This is a genomic window from Serratia sp. 2723, assembly GCF_050434425.1.
Taxonomy (GTDB): domain Bacteria; phylum Pseudomonadota; class Gammaproteobacteria; order Enterobacterales; family Enterobacteriaceae; genus Chania.
On record NZ_JBNDIN010000004.1, the window covers coordinates 241,137 to 255,269 of the forward strand.

The 14,133-nt window shown below is 51.7% G+C and carries 14 protein-coding genes and 1 pseudogene; 8 read left to right on the forward strand and 7 right to left on the reverse strand.

Translation table 11 applies throughout. The annotated features are described in order from the left end of the window. Positions 1-120 precede the first annotated feature (120 nt). A complete protein-coding gene (locus ABIE29_RS08155; RefSeq protein ID WP_429617844.1) occupies positions 121-1,656 on the forward strand; it encodes a SpoVR family protein in 1,536 nt (511 codons plus the stop codon). Positions 1,657-1,723: 67 nt separating this feature from the next. Here the strand turns inward: ABIE29_RS08155 and fadR are convergent, their stop codons facing one another. Beyond that, a complete protein-coding gene (gene fadR, locus ABIE29_RS08160; RefSeq protein ID WP_021181184.1) occupies positions 1,724-2,443 on the reverse strand; it encodes a fatty acid metabolism transcriptional regulator FadR in 720 nt (239 codons plus the stop codon). 243 nt (positions 2,444-2,686) lie between these two features. Here fadR and nhaB point away from each other — a divergent pair, with 243 nt between their 5' ends. The 4 genes and pseudogenes from nhaB to ABIE29_RS08180 all read left to right on the forward strand — a co-directional run. Further along, positions 2,687-4,261: a sodium/proton antiporter NhaB gene (gene nhaB, locus ABIE29_RS08165; RefSeq protein WP_429617846.1), complete on the forward strand. Its 1,575-nt coding sequence runs from the start codon at positions 2,687-2,689 to the stop codon at positions 4,259-4,261. Between the two features lie 122 nt (positions 4,262-4,383). Continuing rightward, positions 4,384-4,914 (forward strand): disulfide bond formation protein DsbB, encoded by a 531-nt coding sequence (gene dsbB, locus ABIE29_RS08170; RefSeq protein WP_429617847.1) that lies wholly within the window; start codon positions 4,384-4,386, stop codon positions 4,912-4,914. Positions 4,915-5,587: 673 nt separating this feature from the next. Then, positions 5,588-6,487, forward strand: coding sequence for a Kdo hydroxylase family protein (locus ABIE29_RS08175; RefSeq protein ID WP_429617849.1), 900 nt, complete (start codon positions 5,588-5,590; stop codon positions 6,485-6,487). Between the two features lie 125 nt (positions 6,488-6,612). Continuing rightward, a pseudogene (locus tag ABIE29_RS08180) lies at positions 6,613-6,732 on the forward strand (universal stress protein); the annotation flags it as partial. Positions 6,733-7,099: 367 nt separating this feature from the next. Here ABIE29_RS08180 and ABIE29_RS08185 read toward each other — a convergent pair. The 5 genes from ABIE29_RS08185 to ABIE29_RS08205 form a co-directional block, all read right to left on the reverse strand. Beyond that, entirely contained in the window at positions 7,100-7,498 is a 399-nt protein-coding gene (locus ABIE29_RS08185) for a hypothetical protein (protein ID WP_429617850.1), read from the reverse strand. Positions 7,499-8,003: 505 nt separating this feature from the next. Then, entirely contained in the window at positions 8,004-8,450 is a 447-nt protein-coding gene (locus tag ABIE29_RS08190; RefSeq protein ID WP_021181179.1) for a YcgN family cysteine cluster protein, read from the reverse strand. A 212-nt stretch (positions 8,451-8,662) separates the two neighbouring features. Further along, entirely contained in the window at positions 8,663-9,319 is a 657-nt protein-coding gene (locus tag ABIE29_RS08195) for a fumarylacetoacetate hydrolase family protein (RefSeq protein ID WP_024486626.1), read from the reverse strand. 90 nt (positions 9,320-9,409) lie between these two features. Next, the gene (locus ABIE29_RS08200; protein ID WP_429617852.1) at positions 9,410-10,444 is read right to left on the reverse strand and encodes a lytic murein transglycosylase; all 1,035 of its coding nucleotides are present in this window, start codon (positions 10,442-10,444) and stop codon (positions 9,410-9,412) included. 87 nt (positions 10,445-10,531) lie between these two features. Continuing rightward, positions 10,532-10,804, reverse strand: a complete 273-nt coding sequence (locus tag ABIE29_RS08205; RefSeq protein WP_429617854.1) for a YcgL domain-containing protein — start codon at positions 10,802-10,804, stop codon at positions 10,532-10,534. Between the two features lie 135 nt (positions 10,805-10,939). Between ABIE29_RS08205 and minC the strand changes: the two genes are divergently transcribed. From minC to minE, 3 genes are read left to right on the forward strand one after another with little or no spacing between them, the layout of a single operon-like run. Then, positions 10,940-11,632, forward strand: coding sequence for a septum site-determining protein MinC (gene minC / locus ABIE29_RS08210; RefSeq protein ID WP_429617855.1), 693 nt, complete (start codon positions 10,940-10,942; stop codon positions 11,630-11,632). A 25-nt stretch (positions 11,633-11,657) separates the two neighbouring features. Continuing rightward, a complete protein-coding gene (gene minD, locus ABIE29_RS08215) occupies positions 11,658-12,470 on the forward strand; it encodes a septum site-determining protein MinD (protein WP_024486629.1) in 813 nt (270 codons plus the stop codon). A gap of 3 nt (positions 12,471-12,473) precedes the next feature. Further along, positions 12,474-12,743 (forward strand): cell division topological specificity factor MinE, encoded by a 270-nt coding sequence (gene minE / locus ABIE29_RS08220; protein ID WP_021181173.1) that lies wholly within the window; start codon positions 12,474-12,476, stop codon positions 12,741-12,743. A 235-nt stretch (positions 12,744-12,978) separates the two neighbouring features. Here minE and rnd read toward each other — a convergent pair whose 3' ends face one another. Then, positions 12,979-14,100, reverse strand: coding sequence for a ribonuclease D (gene rnd, locus ABIE29_RS08225; RefSeq protein ID WP_429617858.1), 1,122 nt, complete (start codon positions 14,098-14,100; stop codon positions 12,979-12,981). Between the last annotated feature and the right edge of the window lie 33 nt (positions 14,101-14,133).

A 14,133-nucleotide genomic window follows, 5' to 3' on the forward strand; every position in this document is an offset into this window, starting at 1 on the left:
TTTAGCAGAGCTGGCTCAATACTCAGCACGGATGATTTCAAACGATTTATTACGACTTGGACTATCATTGTTAAAGGGTCTGCCAAAAGAGCCGACGCCGTTCATAACGAGGGTGCGCTGATGACTACTTCGACACATAAAAAGGTTAAGGAAGATAAACGTCTGAGCGATGGACCAGACTGGACATTCGAGCTGTTGCAGGTGTATCTGGAACAGATCGACCGGGTTGCCAAGCATTATCGGCTCGACACCTACCCACATCAGATCGAGGTCATTACCTCCGAGCAGATGATGGATGCCTATTCCAGCGTCGGGATGCCGATCAACTATACCCACTGGTCATTCGGCAAGAAATTCATCGAAACCGAGCAGCGTTATAAGCATGGCCAGCAGGGGTTAGCCTATGAGATCGTGATCAACTCCAACCCCTGTATTGCCTATCTGATGGAAGAAAACACCATCACCATGCAAGCACTGGTGATGGCTCATGCCTGCTATGGACACAACTCGTTTTTCAAAAACAACTATTTATTCCGCAGTTGGACCGACGCCAGTTCAATCGTCGATTATCTGTTGTTTGCCCGCCATTACATCAGTGAGTGTGAAGAACGCTATGGCGTGGAAGAAGTAGAAAAGCTGCTGGACTCCTGCCATGCGCTGATGAATTACGGAGTCGATCGCTACAAACGGCCACAGAAAATCTCGCTGGTGGAAGAAAAAGCCCGCCAAAAGAGCCGTGAGGAGTATCTGCAAAGCCAGGTCAACTCGCTGTGGAAAACGCTGCCGCGAGTCGATCGCGAAGCCCTGCCGGAACAGGCCGTGCGTTTTCCACGAGAGCCGCAGGAAAACATTCTCTACTTTATGGAGAAAAATGCCCCGTTGTTGGAATCCTGGCAGCGTGAAGTGCTGCGCATCGTGCGTAAGGTAAGCCAATATTTCTACCCGCAAAAACAGACGCAGGTGATGAACGAAGGCTGGGCTACCTTCTGGCACTACAGCATCCTTAATCACCTGTATGACGAAGGGCGCGTGACGGATCGCTTTATGCTCGAGTTCTTGCACAGCCACACCAATGTGGTCTACCAGCCACCGTACAACAGCCAATACTACAGCGGCATCAACCCGTACGCACTGGGCTTTGCCATGTTCCAGGACATCAAACGGATCTGCCAGTCGCCGACCGAAGAAGATCGCTACTGGTTCCCGGATTTCGCCGGCAAAGACTGGTTGGATACCCTGCATTTCGCCATGCGTGACTTCAAGGATGAGAGCTTTATCAGCCAGTTCCTGTCACCGAAGGTGATGCGTGACTTCCGCTTGTTTACCGTGCTGGATGACGATCGCAACAATTATCTGGAGATTTCAGCGATCCACAACGAAGCGGGCTACCGGGCGATACGTCAGGAGCTGTCGGCTCAGTACAACCTGAGCAACCACGAGCCTAATATTCAGATCTGGAATGTGGATCTGCGTGGCGATCGCTCATTAACGCTGCGCTACATTCCGCAGGACCGGGCGCCATTGGACAAAAGTCGCCGAGAGGTCATGAAACACCTGCATCGTCTGTGGGGATTCGACATTATTCTGGAGCAGCAAAACGAAGATGGCAGCGTAGAATTGCTGGACCGCTGCCCACCAAGACCCAACGCATTATAAAGCGGTAAGATGACAAAGGGGCGCATGCAGCGCCCCTTCAACTCACTGATTACGGGAATGACACAAATTAACGACGCGCTTCGGTCAGATCGCTTGGCATAGTGCCCTGCATGCTCTGCCAAATGGCCCCGCTCTCTTTACCGTAGTTACGGACACAATCCATCACCTGATCGTACATCTTCTCATGACACAGGCTAGACAGCTTGTTGTAGAAGGTCAGTGCGAGTTTGCGCGCTTCAGGGTTGGAAAAGTAATAGCGGCCAACGCGGGTATACAGCCCTTTCAAGCCATTAAGGATCAGGCCATATATTGGGTTGCCCGAAGCAAAGGCCAAGCCACGGAAAATTTCATAGTCGAGTTGGTTGAAGGCATCCGCCTGATCGTCAACCAGCGCCGCTTTCGCCAACACTTCCTGCGCCTGCTCCGGGTGGTTACGCACCGCCGCACGGATAAAGATCGAGGCAATATTGGTACGCACCGACAGCAGATTATCGATCAGTTGCGGTACGCTGTTGTGATCGAGCCGGGCCAGGGTTTCCAGGATATTAAGGCCGGAGGTTTCCCAAAAATTGTTCACCTTGGTCGGTTTGCCATGCTGAATAGTCAGCCAGCCATCACGGGCCAATCGCTGTAGAACCTCACGTAATGTGGTGCGCGTGACGCCAATCAGTTCTGAAAGCTCACGTTCCGCGGGCAAAATAGAGCCGGGAGGGAAGCGGTTATTCCAAATACTTTCAATAATATACTCTTCCGCGAAACCGGCAGGACTCTGCGCCTTTATAACCATGTGTTTGATGTTCCGTAACGACGATAATCAGTAATTGTAATCGGCTGATCATACCAGATCGCCGGTGCATCACATAGCATGAGCAAAAAACAATAAACGAAAGTGTGCATAAGCTGGCAAAAAGATGAAAAAAACCACTTCGCCGAAATTTCAGGCTATTAGGGCCTCCTTATTTGCATCAGCCCCACTGCCGTTGTTAGGGTATGACGAGCCAACTCACTTAAAGGTTTCGCAAAAACAAGCATGGATATGACAATACGCTCGGCATTGGTAAAGAACTTTCTCGGGGCGTCCCCCGATTGGTACAAACTGGCCATCATCAGTTTTCTGGTGATCAATCCCTTGGTGTTTTTCCTGGTCAGCCCTTTCGTGGCGGGCTGGTTACTGGTTATCGAGTTTATCTTTACGCTGGCGATGGCGCTGAAATGCTACCCGTTGCAGCCCGGCGGGCTACTGGCCATTGAGGCAGTGTTGATCGGCATGACCAGCCCCGCACACGTCAGCGCGGAAATTGCCAGTAATCTTGAGGTGTTATTGCTGCTGGTGTTTATGGTGGCAGGCATCTACTTTATGAAGCAGTTACTGCTGTTTGTGTTTACCAAACTGCTGCTGAACATCCGCTCAAAGATGCTGCTGTCGCTGTCCTTCTGTGTTGCTGCAGCACTGCTCTCCGCATTTCTGGATGCCCTGACCGTGGTGGCGGTGGTGATCAGCGTCGGCACCGGATTTTACTCGATCTATCATAACGTCGCCTCCAATCAGGCGAGCGATATCAATGATGACAGCCATCTGGAAAATGCCGACCATAAACAGACGCTGGAACAGTTCCGTGGCTTTCTGCGCAGCCTGTTGATGCATGCGGGTGTCGGTACGGCTCTCGGCGGAGTAATGACCATGGTGGGCGAGCCGCAGAATCTGATCATCGCCAAAAGCGCCGGTTGGGGCTTTGGGGAGTTTTTCCTGCGCATGACCCCCGTTACACTGCCGGTGTTCGTTTGCGGTTTGTTGGTTTGCCTGCTGGTTGAACGTTTTGCGGTATTTGGCTACGGCACCAGACTGCCGGAACAGGTGCGTAACGTACTGAAAGAGTTCGATCGCCAGGCCACCGCCAAGCGTAGCCGCCAGGAAAAGATGAAGTTGGTGGTACAGGCGTTAATCGGCCTCTGGTTGGTGATTGCCTTGGCCTTCCACCTGGCGGAAGTGGGCCTGATTGGCCTCTCGGTGATCATTTTGGCAACCTCGCTGTGTGGCGTAACCGATGAGCATGCGATTGGTAAGGCTTTTCAGGAAGCCTTGCCCTTTACCGCGCTGCTGACGGTGTTCTTCACCGTCGTGGCAGTGATCATTGAACAACAGCTGTTTACTCCGGTGATCCACTATGTGTTACAGGCACCACCAAGCTCACAGCTTTCCCTGTTTTATCTGTTCAACGGCCTGCTCTCTTCCGTTTCTGATAACGTTTTTGTCGGTACGGTTTACATTAACGAAGCGCGGGCGGCACTGGCGGACGGCGCGATTTCACTGCAACAGTTCGAACTGTTGGCGGTAGCAATTAATACCGGCACCAATCTGCCATCGGTGGCTACCCCCAACGGGCAGGCTGCTTTCCTGTTCCTGTTGACCTCTGCCCTGGCGCCGTTGGTACGTCTGTCTTATGGCCGCATGGTCTGGATGGCGTTGCCTTACACCGTGGTATTGACCCTGGTTGGCCTGTTGTGTGTGCAGCATACCCTGGCACCGGTAACGGAGCTGTTTACCCAATGGCAGTGGTTAATGCCGCTACCACTTGACGCGACGGCCCCAATCGCTGCACATTAGCCGCCATATCCGTCCCCGCAAGTGACGATATTTTTCACTGAATCGTCTTTAGGTAGCTGGCAGCGGGGATGAATTGGTTTACACTGCCGGTTCAATTGCTTACTGCATGGAAGAATATAGATATGTTGCAATTCTTTAACCGCTGCTCGCAGGGGCGCGGTGCTTGGCTGTTGATGGCTCTGACTGCATTGGTACTGGAGTTGGCGGCCCTCTATTTTCAGCACGTGATGCTGTTACAGCCTTGCGTAATGTGTATCTACGAACGCGTCGCGCTGTTCGGGATTTTGGGAGCGTCGCTGCTTGGTGCATTGGCACCGAAGTCGCCGCTACGCTATGTGGCGATCTTGCTGTGGATTTACAGCGCCTGGGAAGGCCTGCAGTTAGCCTGGAAACATACGATGATCCAGCTGCATCCGTCGCCGTTTAATACCTGTGATTTCTTTGTCAGCTTCCCATCCTGGCTGCCGCTAGATAAATGGGTGCCTGCGGTATTCCACGCTTCGGGTGACTGCTCGGTGCGTCAGTGGCAATTCCTGTCGTTGGAAATGCCGCAGTGGTTGGTGGGGATCTTTGCTGCCTATTTGCTGATCGGGATTGTGGTTCTGCTCAGCCAATTTGTCCGCCAACGTAAACGCGATCTGTTTGGCCGTTAACGGTTTAACATCGCAAAAACGGCGCCTGAGGGCGCCGTTTTTTATGGCCGCTGACAACCATCTCCGGGCTCACAGCGTACGGAACTGCATGATGCTGCCCCCGTTAGGATAATCAATCGTATCGCGTGTGGTAAGCAAACAACATCAAGTATGGGTAAAGTAATACACGAGCACGATCAGTACTCCGGCCACGGCAAACAGGCGCACCATCTTCATCATCACATTCTCATCACAGGACGGAGGTACCGACAAGCTACCTAAGATTTCGTTTAAAAAGAAGCGTCCCCCAGGCGATTACGGCGTAATTTACATAACATTAAGTTTTGTTGCGGGTCTCCACCAATATACCGCCCCAATCTTTGGCAATTTACCCCTTTCAGGCACAGATATATTGGCTACACTTAATCACTGATTGGCCGTTATTCATTCACCACATTAATAGTTAAGGGAGGATCTTAAAGAAATGATGACGTATATAAGCCACTCCCCTCATCCGCCCTGATTTATTTACCCTATTGTTTAACTTCGGTTTAACTTGGCCATCCGGTTAGCACGCTATTTCGGCTATGCTCTGCATGATAAAACGCCTACGTCTACCAAGGCCGCAGGCGCTCAACCATTGAACAGTCGTAGCCAAATAAGATAGACAGGGTATTTTGAGCAAGGGATCACTATGTCAGAAAATAAAATCAATCTGCAATCGGCCATTACGACGCTGCCCTATTTAGACTGGAACGCCACTTCCTCTACCACTCTGGATGCCGTAGCCGAGTTGGAAAGCGGCAAGGTGCTGTATTTCCCTCATCTGGCCTTTAATCTGACCGACGCGGAAAAAACCTTACTCACCCCAGAATTAGTCGACCCCAAACGCAAGAATATTAGCTATCAGCCAGAGCAGCAAAAGCTGACGGGAGTTGCCATTGAGGCCAAACGCGAAGCGGTACATAAATTACTGGCCCGGCACTATCAGGCCTGCCAGCATTTAATCAATACCGTCCTGCCCGAATATCGGCACGCGGTGCAAATGCCCACTAATAGCCTGCGCCTGCACCCGATCTCTGCGTGGACCGCCGCGACCTCATGGCGCAAGGACGACCGCCGCCTGCATGTCGACGCGTTCCCTTCACGCCCCAACTATGGTAAACGCATTTTACGTATTTTCACCAATATCAATCCTCATGGTGAAAGCCGCCAGTGGCGCGTCGGGGAGCCGTTCCCTGAATTGGCGCAACGTTTTCTGCCACGCCTGAAGCGTTACTCGCCCTTTGCCAGCTGGTTGCAAAATAAAATTGGCATTACCAAAACGCGCCGTAGCCACTACGATCACCTGATGCTGCAAATGCACGATGCGATGAAGGCAGATAAAGACTATCAGGAAAGCGGCCCCCAGCAAGCTGTTGAATTCCCCTCAGGAAGCAGCTGGATCTGTTTTTCCGATCAAACCCCCCATGCAGCCATGGCCGGGCAGTATATGCTGGAACAGACCTTTATTTTACCGGTGAGCGCCATGAAAAACCCACAGTATGCGCCACTGAACGTCTTGCAGGATTTGTTACACAAGCCATTGATATAGAAGCCTGGCCTTTCAGCCGATCCGCGGGGTACTCGCTGGATCGGCCATAACTTCAATCTGTGTCACCCCAATGGGGCAGCAAGTTTGGTAGATTAATCGCGCAGTAGTATGCACATCACCTACTCATTAACGCCGATCTAATCGTTGTCGGTTCACGCAGACCAAGTATCACTACCTTCTTGCTCGGCACAACGGCATCATCGGTCGTCAGGTATGCCAAAACCTCGGTCTTGGTGGTGCGATAAGCCTACTGTCAAGACAGCCTTTAATACCGCGACACTTTAAGCTTAAGACAGGTGGGAGTCATTGCAGGTTAACCGACCGTTGAGCGCAGGGATGCGCGATACGAGCCCTCATAGGCGGGTTCACGGCGTGTCGGCGTTCTGCATGACTTCCGCCTGTAGCACTATGAATACAGCTAATTAGCTACAGGTTTTATTATTTACAGTAAAGTATTACCGTAAGGCGAGCCACTACTTATTAGCAGGTAGTCATCATTGCTATCCTATCGTTAACAAGTCGTAGCATCCAACCAGTAGAGAGCGTAGTAGCAACGCAAAAACCCACCGAAGTGGGCTAAGTACCGCGTATTGGCATTAAAAATTGGCTAGGCTATTTGCATGACTCACGCCAAATATTATCCATTCCTCCCACGGAAACTGAATTGCTTGGGTTTTCAATGGCTGGGCTTGAGTAATTGGCAGTCCTGCCGTTGTTAGATACTGTTATTCTAGAAAAGAATCGCACTCTTCCTGTATATGCGTTAAAGCTGTTTTTACCATTAACATAACCACATACTACGCCACTTATCACATCTCCTTGTGGGGTTTCATCTGGGTAAAACCTTACACTATCAAAAGTTGCTGAATCCGGGTCTTTCATCGCATTACGCACCCCTTTTTCAACAAAAAAGGTGGCATCGCTGGGTGATGGATCAGAAACGTTAGCCATCACCACCACTAATACAACAATTACAAATAAAGCAACGATTACATACCCGAAAACCTTCACATCCCTTCCTCCATCCGTAACAGTTTGTCACATGCTATCAGAGAATCTAGGTATGGTAACGCAAAAAACGCTCGCCGTAGGCATGGTTACCATAACAAAAAGCCCACCTGAGTGGGCTCCGATATCTGACAACATGACGCTACAGTAATTTAGTCAGCCCAACCTGATTTGGTTTCGACGACTGACTCAAACATGGTGTACTTCTCAACCACATCGCTAACGAAAAGGAGGGTTAGTTCTTTCTTCGTGCCGCTTGCCCCATTATGGAACAACCCATAGATCGGTATGAATGTAGAGCCGCTCATCTTCACTTTTACATGCACATACTTCCAAATTTCCTTGCCACCATCTGTAAAACTGACACTGTCAGGGGAGCCGAGCATTGTCTTGATTTGCGCTTTTGTAGTTACGCCTTCTTTAATCTTGCTTTAAGAGATACGGGCAATTCCCCACAGATGCACCAAGCATCTTTCAAGTGATTGAAATACCCTTCTAATTCAATCATCTACCTAGCCCAGCTAGGTTTGTTGAGAATGTGATCCTGCCAATCCACAACTTCACTTTCACGCACCGCGATATGGCGTACGGTAATGCGCTCACCGTGCATTGCCGCTTTTGAACCGCTGACCAACGGGTGCCAGTCAAACAAGGGTTTACCCTCACCGATCAGGCGATAGGCGCAGGTTGGCGGCAGCCAGTCGAACGTGGTGAGGTTTTCACGCGTCAGCTTGATGCAGTCTTCTTCCAGTTCAAAGCGGCGCTCGTAGTTGCGGCACTGGCAGGATTTGATATTGAGCTGATCGCAGGCCACGTTGGTGAAGTAAATCTCATCGGTATCTTCATCGATCAGCTTGTTCAGACAGCATTGCCCACATCCGTCGCACAGCGATTCCCACTCTGCCTCAGACATTTCGTCCAGCGTCTTCTGTTGCCAAAAAGGGAGTTGTGACATATCGACTTCCGAAAATAGGTAAATGAACAAACCACCTGCAAGCAGGTTCAAGGGGGCACACTATATAGACACTCAGCGCAAAAGGAAACGTTTCCCCGGCTGCCCCTGCCTGCCGCAACGACATCCAACGTGGATAGTTACAGTGTAAGGTACCAAAGAGGTTTCTGCCTGCAACACCCAGAAGGCCCGACAGGCAGAAAAATAAAGCGGGATTAAATCACTCGGGTGCTCAGGGTCTTACCGTTAAGCGAGATTTTCAGCATATCGCCGGAAACCATTGGCCCAACCCCTTGAGGAGTACCGGTCAGAATGATGTCGCCCGCACGCAGCGTAAAGAAACGGCTCATATAGGCAATCAGCGGCAAAATGGGGTTGATCATATCGCGAGTATTGCCCTGCTGGCGCAGTTCGTCATTGATCGACAAAGACAGCTCGGCATTTTGCGGATCGCCAAATTCAGCCACGGGAATAAAGCCGGAAATCGGGCAAGAGCCATCAAATGCCTTGGCTTTTTCCCAAGGTTGACCCGCCTTCTTGAACCCTGCCTGCAGATCGCGCAAGGTCAAATCCAGCGCCACTCCATAACCTGCAATGGCACGGGCCACGCGATCTTCATTGGCCTGCTTTAACGGGGTGCCAATCAGCACCGCCAACTCGACTTCATGATGAATCGAACCCAGCCCCTTGGGGATCGCTACCGGTTGACGAATATCACACAATGCCGTTTCAGGTTTGATAAACAACACCGGCTCAGGCGGGGTGACACTCCCCATCTCCTTGATGTGATCGCTGTAGTTGCTGCCTACACAAACCACTTTGCTTACCGGGAAATCAAGCAATGCTCCTTGCCAGTCTCTATGTTGATACATACCGCCTCTCCCAACCACAGTGTAGGGGCCAGATAACCTCAGCCCATGATACGTACGGGGCGCCATTCCAGGCACCGGGTAGTTACCGACCTATTGACCGATGCCGTCGGCCATCATTCCCACGCTGATCGCGAAATAATACGAACGATTCCAGTGCATGAGAGTACGAAAGTTATCATAAACCAGGAATGCGCGTCCTTGCATATCATCTGGAGCAATCACCCAACTACGCAAACCAGAGGCCGGTATGGGTGAACCATCCGCTAATACTACCCCTTTGGCCGCCCACTGTTCCTCTCGATGCCCCTGGGAGCCTTTCAACCCTAGTTGGTCAGCGTTAAATTGTGCGGGCAGTTTGACTTCACGGCCCCAACCAACCCCAGGCTGCCAACCCTCGGTAGCCAGGTAGTTGGCGGTGGAGGCAAACACATCGTCGAGATTATTCCAGATATCGATTTTGCCGTCGCCGTCCCCGTCAGCGGCATAGGTCAAAAACGAGGTTGGCATAAACTGGCTCTGCCCCATCGCCCCCGCCCAAGATCCCTTCAGGTTGCCCGCATCAACGTGGCCCTGCTCAATAATCTGTAAGGCCGCCATCAGCTGTTTGGTAAAGAACGCTTCACGCCGGCCCTCAAACGCCAGCGTCGCCAGGGCAGAAACAACATCTTCTTTACCCTGAATCTTGCCAAAGGCACTTTCCATACCCCATAGCGCGACAATATATTGTTCCGGGACGCCATAACGTGCCGTCACTCGCGCCAGCCTTGGCTGATATTGTTGACGCATCTCGCGCCCCCGCTGGATTTTCCACGCGGGTAGCACACGGCTGAGGTAATCATCCAGCGTGATTTTCTTTTCCAACTGATTGCGATCGGCATTAATCACCCGATCGACAAAATGCACGTTGGCAAAGGCGTTCTCAACGGTAGCCGCTGGGATGCCCTGCTTGATGGCCCGCCGCTTCAGTTGTTCCACATAGGCCGGGAACTCCGCCGGATCGCGCCCGGTTTCTGCCAGCGTACTCCCGACAGGCTGCGTAACAGGTGCGGGTGCTGGAGCCGCCCCCACCTGTTTAACGCAGCCTGCCATAAGGAGCAGCGTTAGCATCATCGACATTTTCTTCATGATTTTCCCTACCTGTGACGACCTGCCGCCAGTTGCAGACGGTTCTACACCGCTGGCGTTAACACAGGATTGAAAATCGACGCCCGGTTATTTTTGGCCGTCAGACAAATGAAGGTTTAATAGGTTTTCCACCGGTGGTGGGAACTGCAGATAAAACCCTTCCTGTATTAGGGCTTCTTTCACCTTCTCGATATCCGCTGATGCCAATTTCTTACGGCCGTCGAGCGATAGCATCATGGCATACTGCGGAGTGCCAAAACTTTTCATCAGTTCTTCCGGCACCCGAGAGAAATCGTCCTTTTTTTCGACATAAAGATAAGTCTGATCGCGCTTGGCGCTTCTATAGATGACACAAAACATTTTTAAAACTCTATTTAATTGAGGCGGCGACTTGCCTGGATATAACTCTGACTATAACATGCTTATAGTACTTCGGAATATCGCACCCCGAGTGGTATTCCGGGGATTTAAGTTGCTGAGACTGAGTCAGGATAGATGTCACAATCGCCAATTGAGCTAAAAGGCAGCAGTTTTACCCTATCGGTGGTTCATTTACATAATTGCGACCCCGAGGTAATACGCCAGGCACTGCAAGAAAAGGTGGAACAAGCGCCAGCTTTTCTCAAAAATGCCCCTGTTGTTATTAATGTTGCTACGCTGAACGGCGACGCAGACTGGAAAGAAATTCAACGGGCTGTCACAGCTGCTGGGCTGCGCGTGATAGGCATCAGCGGTTGCAAAGATGAGCGGCAAAAGCGGTCCATCGCCCGCGCCGGTTTGCCACTGCTCAATGAAGGCAAAGGCCAGAAGTCGGCCCCGCAGGCTCCAGTGATTGCGCCGGTACCTGATAATGCCCCAGCCAAAACGCGCATCATCAGTACCCCTGTCCGTTCAGGTCAACAGATTTACGCCCGTAACAGCGATTTGATCGTTACCAGCAGCGTCAGCGCCGGTGCCGAACTGATTGCCGACGGCAATATTCATATTTACGGTAGCATGCGTGGCCGCGCACTGGCTGGCGCCTCTGGCGATACCCAGTGTCAGATTTTTTGCACGCACCTGGGTGCTGAGCTAGTCTCTATCGCAGGGCAGTACTGGCTGAGCGATCAGATCCCGTCCGAGTTCCTCGGGCAGGCAGCAAGGCTTAGCCTGTTGGATAATGCTTTAACCATACAACCTTTAAATTAAGCCCTTTTGACAAGGAATCCATTTCATGGCACGCATTATTGTTGTTACATCGGGTAAAGGGGGCGTTGGCAAGACCACATCAAGTGCGGCCATTGCGACCGGCTTGGCCCAGAAAGGCAAGAAAACCGTGGTGATCGACTTTGATATCGGTCTGCGTAATCTTGACCTCATCATGGGGTGTGAACGCCGGGTAGTTTATGATTTTGTAAACGTTATCCAAGGTGACGCCACGCTGAATCAGGCGTTAATCAAAGACAAGCGTACCGACAACCTCTACATTCTGCCCGCTTCGCAAACCCGCGACAAAGACGCCCTGACCCGTGAAGGCGTGGAAAAAATCCTAGGCGATCTCGACGAGATGGCCTTTGAATTTGTGGTTTGCGACTCACCCGCAGGGATCGAATCCGGTGCCTTGATGGCACTGTATTTTGCCGATGAAGCCATCATCACCACCAACCCGGAAGTGTCTTCAGTACGTGACTCCGACCGTATTCTTGGCATTCTGGCTTCCAAATCGCGCCGTGCCGAGAGAGGCGAATCCCCGATCAAGGAGCATCTGCTGCTAACCCGTTACAACCCGGGCCGTGTCAGCCGTGGCGACATGTTGAGCATGGAAGACGTGCTGGAAATCCTGCGTATTCCGCTGCTTGGCGTGATCCCGGAAGATCAGTCGGTATTACGTGCCTCTAACCAGGGTGAACCTGTTATTCTTGATAGTGAGTCCGATGCCGGTAAGGCCTATGACGATACCGTTCACCGCCTGTTAGGGGAAGAACGCCCGTTCCGCTTCATCGAAGAAGAGAAAAAGGGCTTCCTGAAACGCCTTTTTGGGGGATAAACCATGGCTCTGTTAGACTTCTTTCTGTCCCGCAAAAAATCGACAGCCAGTGTAGCCAAGGAACGGCTGCAAATTATCGTCGCAGAACGTCGTCGTGGGGACAGCGAGCCCCACTATCTGCCTGATTTAAAGCGCGATATTCTTGCGGTAATTTGTAAATACATTCAGATCGACCCCGAAATGCTGCACGTACAATTCGAGCAAAAAGGGGACGATATTTCGGTACTTGAACTTAACGTGACGCTACCGGAATCGGAAGAAACGCCTAAATGATTGCGATGCAATGGGTGCCCCCTGTATATATTTATACAGGGGGAGGCTGTATATTCGTCCAGTTATTGGCGCGCCCGCAAAAATAAAAACTCCGCTCTATTGAGACAACTCTCAGTTCTTTTTGACGCACATTTCTTTATGGTGAATGCTGGCGGTTAAGATCCTCTTCGCATTATTTTTTGGCAAGTTCAAACGGAACAGTTTGATTTAAACTGCTCCGCCGGATCTTTAACGATTAATAATCCTGTAGGATTGCCTGCAACGGTGCTGCCAATAGCTCACCACGCCAACCACTGATTAACTCAGGCAACGACTCGCTCTCTTTCAATTTCCAGTGCCAATTCAGCAATTGGTTAATCTGCCGCCGCGAAGCCAACAGTTCGACGCTTAAGCCACTCTGCTCGCTCACCAACGTAATGGCGGCCTTAATATCCTTGAACACTTTCTTGTAGCCAGGATGATCGACCAGGTTGCTCAACGGCGCTGGCAAGGCCGATTCGTCCAGAACATTCGCTTGCGCCACCAGCGCCACCAGGGTTTTGCCATGATAGCGGATCTCCGGGCCACTCAGCCCCAGCGCCTCCAGCTCACCGAGCGAACCCGGCATATAGCGCGCCACGGCCCACAGGTTCTCTTCACGCACCACAAAGTTCACCGCCAGATCGCGTTCGCGTGCCTGGCGCAATCGCCATTCGGCCAGTATTTGCAGGCAAGCCAGCTGGCGCGGACGTAGCTGCCAGGCATTGGTGATTTCGCGATAGGCCAATTCCGGCGCCAGCGCCTCACTGCGCCGTTGGCAGAGCAAGAGGCACTCGTTATCAGCTGCAGCGGTCCAACCCGCCTCCTCGGTCTCCTGCACCAGTTGCTTGGCCATCGGCAACAGATAGAACACATCAGCTGCGGCATAAACGCATTGGCGCTCGGTCAATGGCCGCGCCAGCCAGTCGGTACGCGATTCACTCTTATCGAGATCGACCTGCATATACTCCGTCACCAGCTTGGCAAAACCGCAGGACAGCGTATGGCCGCTGAAGGCCGCCAGGATTTGGGTGTCGACCATCGGCGTCGGCAGCGTCTTGAAGGCGTTCAGAAACACCTCCAGATCCTCGCTACCGGCATGCAGGAATTTCACTACGGCGGTATCGGCCAGCAGGTCGATAAAGGGTTGCCACTGCTTGATGGGGAGCGGATCGATCAGGGAAAGTTGTTCACCATCGTATAACTGGATCAGGCCTAGCTGCGGATAATAGGTACGCGTGCGGACAAACTCGGTATCCAGCGCCACCTGGGCGTAGTTTCTTGCCTGCTCGCAGACCTGCTGCAATCCGGCGTCGGTAGTGATCAACTGATAATTCAAAACATCATTCTCTTGGTCGTTTTTATGATTCAA

Excerpts from the sequence above, each read along its gene's own strand:
- ABIE29_RS08155 (WP_429617844.1), top strand. The coding sequence starts at position 121 with ATGACTACTTCGACACATAAAAAGGTTAAGGAAGATAAACGTCTGAGC.
- fadR (WP_021181184.1), bottom strand. The coding sequence starts at position 2,443 with ATGGTTATAAAGGCGCAGAGTCCTGCCGGTTTCGCGGAAGAGTATATT.
- nhaB (WP_429617846.1), top strand. The coding sequence starts at position 2,687 with ATGGATATGACAATACGCTCGGCATTGGTAAAGAACTTTCTCGGGGCG.
- dsbB (WP_429617847.1), top strand. The coding sequence starts at position 4,384 with ATGTTGCAATTCTTTAACCGCTGCTCGCAGGGGCGCGGTGCTTGGCTG.
- ABIE29_RS08175 (WP_429617849.1), top strand. The coding sequence starts at position 5,588 with ATGTCAGAAAATAAAATCAATCTGCAATCGGCCATTACGACGCTGCCC.
- ABIE29_RS08190 (WP_021181179.1), bottom strand. The coding sequence starts at position 8,450 with ATGTCACAACTCCCTTTTTGGCAACAGAAGACGCTGGACGAAATGTCT.
- ABIE29_RS08195 (WP_024486626.1), bottom strand. The coding sequence starts at position 9,319 with ATGTATCAACATAGAGACTGGCAAGGAGCATTGCTTGATTTCCCGGTA.
- ABIE29_RS08200 (WP_429617852.1), bottom strand. The coding sequence starts at position 10,444 with ATGAAGAAAATGTCGATGATGCTAACGCTGCTCCTTATGGCAGGCTGC.
- ABIE29_RS08205 (WP_429617854.1), bottom strand. The coding sequence starts at position 10,804 with ATGTTTTGTGTCATCTATAGAAGCGCCAAGCGCGATCAGACTTATCTT.
- minC (WP_429617855.1), top strand. The coding sequence starts at position 10,940 with ATGTCACAATCGCCAATTGAGCTAAAAGGCAGCAGTTTTACCCTATCG.
- minD (WP_024486629.1), top strand. The coding sequence starts at position 11,658 with ATGGCACGCATTATTGTTGTTACATCGGGTAAAGGGGGCGTTGGCAAG.
- minE (WP_021181173.1), top strand. The coding sequence starts at position 12,474 with ATGGCTCTGTTAGACTTCTTTCTGTCCCGCAAAAAATCGACAGCCAGT.